Annotated in this window: 11 protein-coding genes; 4 read left to right on the top strand and 7 right to left on the bottom strand. The window is 62.2% G+C overall.

Annotated features, from left to right (window positions below; translation table 11 throughout):
* Window positions 1-3 precede the first annotated feature (3 nt).
* Window positions 4-483 carry a helix-turn-helix domain-containing protein gene (locus tag RCO24_RS00875; protein WP_308959466.1) on the bottom strand — a complete coding sequence of 160 codons (480 nt, stop codon included), beginning with the start codon at window positions 481-483 and terminating at the stop codon, window positions 4-6.
* A gap of 167 nt (window positions 484-650) precedes the next feature.
* Between RCO24_RS00875 and RCO24_RS00880 the strand changes: the two genes are divergently transcribed.
* A complete protein-coding gene (locus tag RCO24_RS00880; RefSeq protein WP_308959467.1) occupies window positions 651-1022 on the top strand; it encodes a hypothetical protein in 372 nt (123 codons plus the stop codon).
* Window positions 1023-1064: 42 nt separating this feature from the next.
* Here RCO24_RS00880 and RCO24_RS00885 read toward each other — a convergent pair whose 3' ends face one another.
* Window positions 1065-1475: a MucR family transcriptional regulator gene (locus RCO24_RS00885; RefSeq protein WP_308959468.1), complete on the bottom strand. Its 411-nt coding sequence runs from the start codon at window positions 1473-1475 to the stop codon at window positions 1065-1067.
* Window positions 1476-2117: 642 nt separating this feature from the next.
* Here RCO24_RS00885 and RCO24_RS00890 point away from each other — a divergent pair.
* Window positions 2118-4226: a S9 family peptidase gene (locus RCO24_RS00890; RefSeq protein WP_308959469.1), complete on the top strand. Its 2109-nt coding sequence runs from the start codon at window positions 2118-2120 to the stop codon at window positions 4224-4226.
* A gap of 4 nt (window positions 4227-4230) precedes the next feature.
* On the opposite strand, the gene RCO24_RS00895 is transcribed toward RCO24_RS00890, so the two are convergent.
* From RCO24_RS00895 to RCO24_RS00910, 4 genes are all read right to left on the bottom strand, one after another.
* Window positions 4231-4935 carry an NAD-dependent deacylase gene (locus tag RCO24_RS00895; protein ID WP_308959470.1) on the bottom strand — a complete coding sequence of 235 codons (705 nt, stop codon included), beginning with the start codon at window positions 4933-4935 and terminating at the stop codon, window positions 4231-4233.
* Window positions 4936-5073: 138 nt separating this feature from the next.
* Complete coding sequence (locus RCO24_RS00900) at window positions 5074-5592, bottom strand: hypothetical protein (RefSeq protein WP_308959471.1); 519 nt, start codon at window positions 5590-5592, stop codon at window positions 5074-5076.
* Between the two features lie 300 nt (window positions 5593-5892).
* Entirely contained in the window at window positions 5893-6891 is a 999-nt protein-coding gene (locus RCO24_RS00905; protein WP_308959472.1) for a catalase family peroxidase, read from the bottom strand.
* Window positions 6892-7080: 189 nt separating this feature from the next.
* The gene (locus RCO24_RS00910; RefSeq protein WP_308959473.1) at window positions 7081-8289 is read right to left on the bottom strand and encodes a primase-like DNA-binding domain-containing protein; all 1209 of its coding nucleotides are present in this window, start codon (window positions 8287-8289) and stop codon (window positions 7081-7083) included.
* Window positions 8290-9058: 769 nt separating this feature from the next.
* On the opposite strand from RCO24_RS00910, the gene RCO24_RS00915 reads away from it, so the two are divergent.
* Window positions 9059-10237 (top strand): hypothetical protein, encoded by a 1179-nt coding sequence (locus tag RCO24_RS00915; RefSeq protein ID WP_308959474.1) that lies wholly within the window; start codon window positions 9059-9061, stop codon window positions 10235-10237.
* Window positions 10238-10278: 41 nt separating this feature from the next.
* Here RCO24_RS00915 and cutA read toward each other — a convergent pair whose 3' ends face one another.
* Window positions 10279-10626 (bottom strand): divalent-cation tolerance protein CutA, encoded by a 348-nt coding sequence (gene cutA / locus RCO24_RS00920; protein ID WP_308959475.1) that lies wholly within the window; start codon window positions 10624-10626, stop codon window positions 10279-10281.
* Between the two features lie 70 nt (window positions 10627-10696).
* Between cutA and RCO24_RS00925 the strand changes: the two genes are divergently transcribed.
* The gene (locus RCO24_RS00925; protein ID WP_374990916.1) at window positions 10697-11539 is read left to right on the top strand and encodes an NAD kinase; all 843 of its coding nucleotides are present in this window, start codon (window positions 10697-10699) and stop codon (window positions 11537-11539) included.
* The last annotated feature ends 14 nt before the right edge of the window (window positions 11540-11553 follow it).

The raw sequence follows: 11553 nt of genomic DNA on the forward strand, positions 1-11553 counted from the left end.
GGATCAGCTGAGGCGATAGGGATGGAGATCGTGTCCGACGAGGGATGGAATGATCCATTCCATCAACTCGAGCGCGCGATCGAAGACGGGGTCGTCGCGCCGGTCCTCGATCACGGCGCAGGCGTGAGCGACCGTGGTGCGGTCGCGCGCGAAAATCTGGCCGACATCGGTGAGCGTCAATCCGCACGAGACATGGGCAAGATACATCGCCGCTTGACGTGCCAGCGCGACCGGCGCCTTGCCGCGCGATTGGCGCGAGAGATCGGATTGGGGAACACCGAACATGTCGCCGATCGCGCCTTCGATCACGCGCCTCAGGCGGATAGCCTCGCCATCGTCGAAACGTCCAAGGGGCTTGCGCGTTGCGTCGGTTTCGTCCGCAAGATTTACAGGGTTGCGCGGCGCATCCGGCAACCAGGCCGCCAAGGCATTCGGGCTTTTCGCCGGGGGTAAGGCCGTCTCGATACCGGATCTGAAGCTCATGCTGGCACCGCGCTCGACGTTCAAGGGCTAAGCGTCATGACCCGATCATACGCACGGTTCTGGACGCGCCCAGACCGAAACTACCGGAGCGGTGAACGGCGAGGATAAGTGCCAATCCCCGCCTTTCGGGCACATGGGACAGTCGGCGTTCGCACAGAGGACGCCCCATGCCGCGAACGCCCGTCTCCGCTCGGCCTGCCTGCCACCCGGTCTCCGCCTCGGACAAGCCCGCGGGCACGCAAGATCGTGAGCGGGAGATCGCGCGGCTGGTCGGGCTTTGGCCCTACGAAATCGCCGATGTTTCTCCTGAAGGGCGCGCGCGGCTGATCCGCAAGCTCGCGTTGGTGCTCAAAGCCGAACGTCTGCGCGGCCGAGCCGGCCATTGGAGCTACGACCTCGCCCGGCACGCCGCACTCGTCCGTGTGCTGCGCCGGGAACAGGCGGCGCTCGAAGCGCTCTGCCCCAAGATAGGTGCACCGCACAAAGCCGCTGCGCGTTGTCCAAACGAAAACGCGCGGACCAGCGGTCCGCGCGTCTAAAATTCCGGAGATGATCAGCTGGCGTGCCGAAATCGGCGTCGCTTACTTGCCGTCGCGACGGGTTCCGAGGCCCATCTTCTTGGCCAAATCGGAGCGGGCGCGGGCATAGTTCGGGGCGACCATCGGATAGTCGTGCGGCAGGCTCCACTTCTCGCGGTATTCCTCCGGCGAGAGGTTGTAGTGGGTGCGCAGGTGACGCTTCAGCGACTTGAATTTCTTGCCATCTTCCAGGCAGACGATGTGGTCCGGCATCACCGATTTCTTGACCGGAACCTTGGGCTTGAGCTCTTCGCGCTCGGGCTGCACCACGGTGCCGGTGGCGCGGCTCAAAGCGGCGTGGGTCTCGTTGATCAGCTGAGGAACGTTTTCTGCGCCGATCGTATTGTTGCTTACGAAAGCCGACACGATCCTGGCTGTCAGCTCCACCAATTCTGGCTGGCTCCCGTCATCCATCGTTCATTCCCTTCCACACAAACCGGCAGCGCTTTGCAGGCGCCGAAATCTTCACTTGGCGAAGTCATTCCCAAGGCTACTATAGTCTTTGCGTAGCAGCCTCAAGCTGAAATCAGCGTGATTTAACTGTGGTGAATTGAGAGTGCCGCGCCCTCGACAATTCAAGGCGCGTACGTCTTTGGACATCATTCCGAAGTTGATGTCAACTTAAGTCCCTGTGAGCTTATCCAAATCCCTAAATAGGTCAACGCGCTTCGAGACGCGGCTAAGAGCCGACATTGCTGCCTTCTAGATTTGCGACAACGAGCGCTACAAGCTTTACTTGGCTGATCTCTGGGGTGCGGCAAATAGATCCTTCCCCGTGGCGGCCTGCTTGCATCGCCAATCCTTCACAAAAATTGCCAATTGTGGGGCCGACCAAGCCTATTGCCTCGCAGCACCGACCAGCCATTTCGGGCAACTGCGATTGCTGCGAAGCAGCATGGCCTCGGAGATTTGTATGTCCCTCTCTTAGCCCCTGGCTGACATTGGGAAACCGTCATTTGACTTTGGGGCCGCAGTTTGCCGAAACATGTGGCCATTGCCGGGCCCCGTCTTCGGCGTGCCGCTCAATCGCTTACACCACCATGGAAGGTTGCCGTCATGCATGGCCCCGTTTCGCGCGCCGAACTCCCGACGCCGCCCATCGCTCAGAAAAATCCCGTCGCCTCCACGCATCACGGTGTTTCCCTGACCGACGACTACGGATGGCTGCGCGCGAAGAACTGGCAGGACGTGATGCGCGAGCCTTCACTGCTCGACGCCGAGATCCGCCGCTATCTCGAAGCCGAGAACGCCTACACGGACGCAGCTCTCGCCTCGACGGAGGCCCTGCAGGCCGCTCTCTTTACCGAGATGAAGGCCCGTCTCAAGCCGGATGACAGCTCGGTTCCCTCGCCCGATGGTCCTTACGCCTACTTCTCGAACTTCGTCGCCGGCGGCCAGTATCCGCGCCTCTGCCGGCAGCCGCGCGACGGCGGGCCGGAGCACGTGCTGCTCGACGGCAACGCGGAAGCGGACGGAAAGCCCTACTGGGACCTCGGCGCCAAGGCGCACAGCCCAGACCATCGCCTGCTCGCCTATGCGGTCGACGACAAGGGATCGGAGCTGTTCACGATCCGCATTCGAGATCTCGCAACCGGCGTTGACCTTGCCGACGAGATCCCCGATACGCGCGGCGAGATCGTCTGGGCCAACGACAGCCAGACGCTGTTCTACATCCGGATCGATGCTCACCACCGGCCGCTGTTCGTCTACCGGCATCGCATCGGCACGCCGGTTTCCGAGGACGTGCTGGTCTACGAAGAGAAGGACATCGGCTATTACGTCGGCCTCGAAAAGACGCTGTCCTCACGCTTCCTGATCGTCGATGCGCACGATCACCAGACCAACGAGATCTACCTGATCGACGCCGATCATCCGGATGGACCGCTGACGCTCGTCGAGGGGCGCGAGCACGGGCACGAGTATCAGGTCGATCACATCGGCGACCGGCTGATCATCACCACCAACTCGGGCGGAGCCGAGGATTTCCGGATCTGCGAAGCGCCTGTTGCCTCGCCGGGACTTGCCCACTGGCGCGAGATCGTTCCGCACAAACCCGGACGCCTGATCATCGATGTCATCGTGTTCAAGGACCATCTGGTACGGCTCGAGCGCGAAGACAGCCTGCCGCGCATCACCGTGCGCGCCTTCGCGGACGGCGCCGAGCACGCGATCGCCTTCGACGAAGAAGCCTACGCGCTCGGCATGTCGGAAGGCTACGAGTTCGACACGACGACGCTGCGCTTCACCTACTCTTCTATGACGACGCCGGCCGAGACCTACGACTACGATCTCGCGACGCGGGCGCGGGTTCTGCGTAAGCGGCAGGAGATTCCGTCCGGGCACAATCCGGCCGACTACGTCACGCGGCGCCTCTATGCGCCCGCTGCGGATGGCGAAACGGTTCCGGTGTCGCTGCTCTATCGTCGCGACACGCCGCTCGACGGATCGGCACCGCTGCTGCTTTACGGCTATGGATCGTACGGCATCTCGATCCCCGCCTCTTTCTCGACGGCGCGGCTCTCCCTCGTCGATCGCGGCTTCATCTACGCCATCGCGCACATCCGCGGCGGCAAGGACAAAGGCTACCACTGGTACACCGACGGCAAGCTCGACAAGAAGCTCAACACGTTCACAGACTTCATCGCTTCGGGCGAGCACCTGGTTGCGCAGGGCTTCACACAGCGCGGCCGCATCGTCGCCAACGGCGGCTCGGCAGGCGGCATGCTGATGGGCGTGGTCGCGAACATGGCGCCTGACCTGTTCCTCGGCATCATCGCCGACGTGCCGTTCGTCGACGTCTTGAACACGATGCTCGACGCCACGCTTCCGCTGACGCCGCCCGAGTGGCCCGAGTGGGGCAATCCGATCGAGAACCCACGCGAGTTCGAGATCATCCGCTCCTACAGCCCCTACGACAACGTCGAAGCGAAGGCCTATCCGCACATCTTCGCCTACGGCGGCCTGACGGATCCGCGCGTAACGTACTGGGAACCGGCGAAGTGGATCGCGAAGCTGCGGACGCTCAACACCAGCGACAACCTCGTGCTGCTCAAGACCAACATGGAAGCGGGTCACGGCGGCGCGTCGGGGCGTTTCGAGCAACTGCGCGAAACGGCCGTCGATTATGCGTTTGCGCTCAAGATCGCGGGGCTCGCGGAGGTGTGAGGTTCTATTTGCCGACGAGCAGGTGATCGACGTAGGCCGGCACGACGGCCGTCGCCTTGCCGTGGATGGCCTCGGCGAACAGCGAGCGTCCCTCGGATGGCTCGAGATTGAGTTCCACCGTATGCGCACCATTGGCGCGGGCTTCGGCGACGAAGCCCGCTGCCGGATAGACGTTGCCGCTGGTGCCGATCGAAATGAAAAGATCGGCCCGCTCCAAAAGCTCGCGGATGCGCTCCATGTGATAGGGCATCTCGCCGAACCACACGACGTCGGGACGCATCGCGCCTTTCTTTCCGCAAGCTGGGCACGGCGTTTCGATGCCGATGTCCTCGTGCCAGGGGCGGCTCTTTTCACATGCCCCGCAAAGCGCGCGAAACAGCTCGCCATGCATATGGATCAGGTTGCGACTGCCGGCCCCTTCATGCAGCGCGTCGACGTTCTGGGTCACGACCCAAACCTCGCCGGGATATGACTGCTCGAGCCGGGCCAGAGCCTCGTGCGCTGCATTCGGGCGGACCGATGCATGGGCGTTGCGGCGCATATTGTAGAACTCGTGCACCTGCGCTGGATTGCGGGCAAAGCCCTGCGGCGTCGCGACATCGCGATAGTCGTACTTGGCCCAGATGCCGCCGGCATCGCGAAAGGTCGGCACGCCGGATTCAGCGGAGAGCCCGGCTCCGGTCAGGATGACGATCCGATCGCATGTCATGAGGCGCGCCTTCGCATTGTTGCTCGCCATTGTGCCTGGGGCCGCTCGCGGCGCGCAGCAAAAAAAAGCGGCCGCCCATTCGGGGGCGGCCGCTTTTTTGTTCGGGATCTCTCGGAGAGGCCGATGTTGCGCCTTAAGCTATTTCACCGTGACGACGAACGAGATCTCGGCCTTCTTCTTTTCGGCGCCGGTGCGTGTGATCGTGTCGCCGCTCTTGTAGGTCTTGGTGAAGCCTTCGATCTTGCCGGTTCTGGTGTCGACTGCGAAATCGAGATCGCGCTTCCGGTCGAGCCTGTTGATGTCGATCGGATCGTCGACGCTGACGTCCTTGTCGATCAGCTCGAGCTTCACCTTGTGAACGCCAGCCGGGACGGCCTGAGTGATCTTCCAATCGGGATGAACCTCGGCCTTGTCGCTGATCTGAGCCGTGGTCTGCGACTTGCCGTCGATCGTCACCTTGGCGAAGAAATCGCCGTTCGAAAGCTCGTCGGCCTTGTCGAGCGCCTTGAACTTCGTGATCGAGACCGTGATCTCGTGGTTGTCCTGGGCGACCGCTTGCACGGGCGCGAGAACCGCAACTCCAAATCCAATCGCTGCGAGCCCGGCGCCGACCGCGAGGGCGTTCTTTGCCGTGGCTCTGCCAATAACTCCAAACATGTGTCTCTCCCCATCAAAAAGCAGCAGGAGATCCGGCATTCCTTGGCACGCCTTCTCGCTCGAGATGGCCGCGCACGAAACGTCCGGTCGCCGGTCTTGAGGCTAGCAGCAAATGGTTCGCCGAGTCGCGCGAGGGGCTCGCCGGCGACAATGATCCTTGGGCTGCCGTTGCCGAACTGCGACATGGCGGCGGCGCCAAATCCGATTTGGCACCGCTGCCTGCCTACTCTCTGAATTTCATATGAGTTTTTCTGAAAAGGCGAGACAGACGCCTCACCTTACCGACACCTTACAGGCTCCTTACTGGGTCCGGCGCCCGAACGAAATCGCGTAGGCCGGGGAGCGAAGGGAGAAGATCCCATCGTCCTTGGGACCTTCGATACCGTCTACGACATTGGTCGGATCGAAGATGCCGGCATCGCAAGTCTTGTCGTCCTCAAGAGCGGAAATAGTGAGCGCACCGAGGGTGACGACCTTCCTCTCTTCGGGCCAGAACGCAGTCGGATCGTCAAGGGCGTCGCCTTCCTGGCCGAGGATGGCGGTCAGATCGAATTCGGCCGGTCCTTTGGCCAGACGCTCGGCAAGCTCGGGCTTGTAGAAATCCGGCGCTTTGGTCTTCGCTTCGTCATCGGTCAGGCCAACCTCGCCGCCCTTCGGGACGAGTCTCCACTTGATGATCTGCGACTTGCCTTCGGCATTGGTCAGCGTGAACGTGTGAACGCCGAAGTAGCTGGCCGTCGCATAGCTCGCGGGCAGCGGGCGCGCCTTGAGCCAAGTTCCCTGATTGGTCGAGGTCGGGTTGGCCTTGAAGAATGCGCCGATCTTCTCTTTGTCCTTGGTGGCGACGGTCTGCAGAAGCTCGAGGAACTTCGCAGGCGTCTTGGCGACGAAAACGGGGGCTGAGATCATCACCATGTCAGTGACGTTGCCGCCGCCGACATCGATATGGAGCGCGAGGCCGCGCGCGTTGTCCTTCTGGGTGTTCGGGGCCTCGGGGTTGCCGCCGCCCATGGAGAAGCGGCCTACAACCGGCCACGGCCCTTTTCCGGACAAGTGCGGCGCCTTAGAGAGCGTCTTGGCTTCGTCGGTCGGCGTGAACGAGCCTTTTACGCAAAAGCCGTTGGCATGCCCCCGGCGCTTGCCGGCGTGCTCTCCGAACACGGATTGCAACGCGTTCACGAGTGCTTCTGGATCGGTGTCATCGGCTTGAGCGGTCGACATCGCGCCGCCCGCCGCCATCACAAAGGACAAGGCGGCGACAGCCGACGCGCTCTTTGCAAAGCTCATCGCAAATTTCATGGAAAAGTCTCTCCCGGATCATCGATCATCAAACGCATAAAACGGAGAAAGGCTGAGGCATACGCTGCCTCCGCCTTCTCCTCCCGCATCTTCCTTATACGACAAAAAGAGGCTGCCCGTTTCCGAGCAGCCCCCAAAAAGACGAAGGGCCCCCTCTCGGGAGCCCTTCTTGAATTCGTTCGCCTATTTCTAGGCAGCTTCGGCTCTGTAGGCCGGCAGCTTCTTATCCTCCTCAAGTTCGAGATCGGATTTCAGTGCGATTCCAACGTACCTCACACCATCCTTCTTCTTGACTTTCTGTATCCCGAACTCGGCAATTTCCCGACCAAACGTCGGAAGTGCTAGAGGCTCCTTCTGTCGTTCTTCACACCAAACACAGTATGCTTCGTAAAGTGATGTCGCTGAGACGGTGTGTCCGTCTTGGCTGTCGACACTCTCCTTGTAGAAACGCTGCACGTCCGTCTCTGGGACCAGCAGCTTGGTCGGCGGCAACGTACGATTGTCGTTGGCTCCGAAACGCGGCTTCTTTACTGCCACGGCCACCTGAGGTGCCGCCACCGCTGCCGCAGCGGTGCTCTGTACGGACGCCATTGCAGGCGCCGCAGGGGCTTCACGATCATAGAGACGCCACTGGCTGAAGGCGATGTACATGCCGAAGCCAGATCCGATCTCCAGAAGCAGAGCGATGAAAATCGTCATCGCCATCTGCACTTGATCGACGCTGAGGCCGGAGATCTGCGCAAGCACCGTGGCCTGCGGATCCGACTCACCCATTACGGTCATTGCGTCGGTCTTGCCCAATTTACCCTGGATCTCCGCGATCCGGGCCTCGAGCGACTGCGCCTGCTGGCCAGAGGCCATTTCGGCGGTCAAACCATGGTACTGCTGGCAGAAGTCCCGGCCTTGTTTGCCGGTGACGTCGGTGCAGGCCTTGGTGAAGGTCCAGGCGCGCTGGTTCTTGAGACCTTCGATCTCACCTTGAACCGTTGCTGCCGGACGATGCTGCGGAATCCAGGACAGCTGGTCCTGCGCCCGCTTCAGGTCACCCCGCAGATCCTTATAGGTCTGCGCTTCGACTGCGCGATGGCCGGTCGTATCGAACCGGTTCAGCGCGGCATGGCCGAGTGCGGAGGTGAGCGAATAGGCCGTAACGACCACGCCAACGACGGCGGAGGCGGCAGCCTGCGACCACATCCTATTCTTGATTGCGGCGAAGAAGAAAAACGGGATCAGCGCTTTGAGGCAGTCCGCTGCGACGCTTGCGGCGCCGTAGATCATGCCGTCAAATTCGGTTCGTCCCAAACTGAACCCAAAACGCCAGTTCATAGCTGCAGATACGGCGATTAGTACGCCGGCAGCCAGAACACCGAACACGCCTAGAGCATGTCGTATTTTCATTGCCCTCTCCTTTGAAGGTCCGCGCGCGCCGCCCGTATGGCAGCCGAAACGAACGGGCCTCATGCAGTTTGGGTCTGGAAGGAGATCAGACCGGCCAGCTCCGACTACGGACTTGCACCCGTTTCGGCCTCGTGCACCGCTTTCACCTGTTGAGCTAGGACCGCCCCCCAAGGCAGGTCCATCAGGTTCGTCGGGCACCGCCTTCGGCGGGTACTCATGAGCTGAGCCCGCTTACGCTCTTCATCGTTTGTGCACAGGCGGTATCGCCGCTCGATCCCAATGTGCAAAACGATGCGCACGTAAGCGAAATTTACGCAGGACACATCCCTCGTTCGGGAAGTTACAGCGATTCGAGTTGAGGTCAGCCACCTTTTGGTAAGGGAATCAGTTTGCTAGACTTTTTGTGCGCTTCAACATCGCTGAAGGGCACCACCTGTGGCTTTTCTGCACGCCGTTTTTGTCCACATGCTGCAGCCCGCTTTTGCACCGGTTGTCCGCGATTCATCCCACGCAATCCACAGCCACGCGCAGCTTCTCACCAGACCGGATGACGCGCATGAGACCCCTCGCGGAGCGCCCGATCAGACGCGCGCCGAGTTCCCGCGTCTAACTGCGTCTCGGTGTGCATTTTTTTGTGCGACATGCATCGTTCAGCATGGTCGTCATCGCGGCGATTTGTTAAACTTCTAAATTAGAGGCCGTATTTCGCGCCTCGTAGCCGAACGGCGGCGCGCCTCATACTGCGCGCCCAGGCCTGGGAGTACCTGTCATGCGGTGGTACATCAGCTATCCCATTCTTGCCGCGGGTCTCGCATTCGGAGCCGACGTTCTGTTCCCGGGCGGGCCTAGCGTTTCGCGCGTGTCGGTCGCCCAGCACGCGGCCCAGGAGCCCGAACTCACGTCCGTCCAACACCCTGACCATATCCAGACGGTGGTTCTCACCTCCGAGATCGAATTCGCCTCGCGCCTCGCCGCCTTCTCTCCGGGGGCCAAGATCCTTTCCCGGCAGGCGCCGCAAGTGTCCGTGCTCGATTACCTCGCCCAGAAGCTCTCGCCGCTCGATTTTACGCCGGCAGTTACGACGCCGGCGACGGCGCAACCCATTTCCGGCGCAACATGGAAGAGCGTCGTGGTCCGCGAGGCCGAGCCGATCTATCAGCAAGCCCTGGTGCAGGAGCGCGCGGTCCACACGACACGTGACACGCTTGCCCGCGACATTCAAACCGAACTCAGGCGGGTCGGCTGCTATGTCGGCGAGATCGACGGCGTCTGGGGCGGGGGCTCCAAGCGTGCAGTTCTGATTTTCATGGACCGCATCAACGCATCGCTGCCGACACACGATCCAGACGTGTTCATGCTGTCGCTGCTCAAGGCCCAGGCCGATCCGGTCTGCGGGGAGACTTGCCCTCACGGGCAAAGCTTCACCTCCAACGGCCGTTGCGTACCGACAACGCTCGTCGCGTATGGCGGCAAAGCCGTTCACGAGCCTCCGCCGCAGACGATCGCGAGCGAGACAGAAGCGCTGCCCAGCGAGGTGGCGCGCGTCGAACCTGAAACGCCCTGGCAGACCGTCGTCGCGGCGGCGCCCGTGCTGGTCCGGCCGCCGACACTTTATAGCGGGCGGATGGGCATTGGCGGGCCGAAGCCTGCGGACGACATGCCGACGCTGACTGGCAACACCGCCGTTCCGGCGACTCAGCGCGAGGGATTGACCCGAACCGCTGCGCTCGAGGCGCGCCTTGCCCAAGATGACATCGGAACGGCGCCGGAACAGCTGCCGACGCTGACCACGAGCTCCTTCGACACGGATCTCGCCGATAAGCCTACCCGGAAGCGGAGCAAAGCCTCGGCGAGCCGGTCCAAGCCGGCGGGCCGCGCCTCGCCCTCGCGCGCCGGCAATTACCGGCACGTGCAGCGCCTTTTCGAGCACCCGCTCGGGCGGATGTGAGGCAGTCGGCGACGCTGCTTGTCTGAGGTCGTCAATCCTGCTCAGTCAGGTTTGGGCCTGCGCGGCTCGGTTTGCGCTTGGATCCAGGCCAGGAAGTCGGATGCGCCGCCCTCGATCGGCAGGACCAGCAGGGCTGGATTGTCATAGGGATGGCGGCCCCGGACCTCCTCGATCACCCTTTCTGCCAGCGAGCGGCGGGTCTTGATGATCATGACCACCTCGGCGTCCCGGTGGCGGGTCCCGTTCCAGATGTAGATGGAAACCATGCTCGGCAGAATGTTGACGCAGGCGGCGAGCCCGGCGTCAACCAGCACGGCCCCCTCCGTTTCCGCTGTTTCCAGCGACGGAAAGGTCGCGTAAACGAGAACGGCCTTGTCGTTTTCCTGCAAGTAGGCGAGCCTTCTGTTTGCCGGGGTTCTTTGCTTGGAGACTAGCGCCTCCCCCGGCGATCCCCAACTGCTGCTTCAAGCCGAAAGGCGGCGAGCCGCCCTCGTCCCCTCCCACGCTTTCCGCATCATCATGGCAAAAACCAAAAGCAAGTTCGAGAACATCGCCTTTGTCGCAAGCGAGGTGGCCGAAGCGCAAGACGCGCTGCAGCGGCTAACCGATCGCTATGGGTCGGTCGAGCCGCGTGAAGCGGAGGCCATCGTCGCGCTCGGTGGCGACGGCTTGATGCTGCAGACGCTGCACCGCTTCATGAACGACCGCATTCCGATCTACGGCATGAACCGGGGATCGGTCGGCTTCCTGATGAACGAGTATCGCGAGGATGGGCTAATCGAGCGCCTGACAGAGGCGGAGACCAGCCGGATTCATCCGCTCTCGATGGTCGCCTACGACACGCAAGGCAAGGCCAGCAAGGCGCTCGCGATCAACGAGGTCTCGCTGTTCCGCGAGACGTTCCAGGCGGCGAAGCTCCGCATCTCGATCGACGGCACCGTTCGGATGGAAGAGCTCATCTGCGACGGCGTGCTGGTTGCAACGCCGGCCGGATCGACGGCCTACAATCTCTCGGCCTATGGCCCGATCGTGCCGATCAACGCCCAACTGCTGGCGCTCACGCCGATCAGTCCGTTCCGGCCGCGGCGTTGGCGCGGTGCGCTACTGCCGAACAAGGCGCGCATCAGCGTGACCGCGCTCGAATACGACAAACGCCCGGTGAGCGCGGTGGCCGACGCCTCGGAAATGCGCAACGTGGTGCGCGTCGAGATCGAGCAGGCGCGGACGATCGACCTCTTCATGATGTTCGATCCCGGCCACAGCCTCGACGAACGCATCCTCGCCGAGCAGTTCCGGTATTGAGGCTGAGCTGAATT

Origin of the sequence: Hyphomicrobium sp. LHD-15, assembly GCF_031157355.1 — a bacterium.
GTDB lineage: Bacteria > Pseudomonadota > Alphaproteobacteria > Rhizobiales > Hyphomicrobiaceae > Hyphomicrobium_C.

What these genes read in the sequence shown, in the direction of transcription:
- RCO24_RS00875 (WP_308959466.1), bottom strand. Translation starts at nt 483, where the DNA reads ATGAGCTTCAGATCCGGTATCGAGACGGCCTTACCCCCGGCGAAAAGC.
- RCO24_RS00880 (WP_308959467.1), top strand. Translation starts at nt 651, where the DNA reads ATGCCGCGAACGCCCGTCTCCGCTCGGCCTGCCTGCCACCCGGTCTCC.
- RCO24_RS00885 (WP_308959468.1), bottom strand. Translation starts at nt 1,475, where the DNA reads ATGGATGACGGGAGCCAGCCAGAATTGGTGGAGCTGACAGCCAGGATC.
- RCO24_RS00890 (WP_308959469.1), top strand. Translation starts at nt 2,118, where the DNA reads ATGCATGGCCCCGTTTCGCGCGCCGAACTCCCGACGCCGCCCATCGCT.
- RCO24_RS00895 (WP_308959470.1), bottom strand. Translation starts at nt 4,935, where the DNA reads ATGACATGCGATCGGATCGTCATCCTGACCGGAGCCGGGCTCTCCGCT.
- RCO24_RS00900 (WP_308959471.1), bottom strand. Translation starts at nt 5,592, where the DNA reads ATGTTTGGAGTTATTGGCAGAGCCACGGCAAAGAACGCCCTCGCGGTC.
- RCO24_RS00905 (WP_308959472.1), bottom strand. Translation starts at nt 6,891, where the DNA reads ATGAAATTTGCGATGAGCTTTGCAAAGAGCGCGTCGGCTGTCGCCGCC.
- RCO24_RS00910 (WP_308959473.1), bottom strand. Translation starts at nt 8,289, where the DNA reads ATGAAAATACGACATGCTCTAGGCGTGTTCGGTGTTCTGGCTGCCGGC.
- RCO24_RS00915 (WP_308959474.1), top strand. Translation starts at nt 9,059, where the DNA reads ATGCGGTGGTACATCAGCTATCCCATTCTTGCCGCGGGTCTCGCATTC.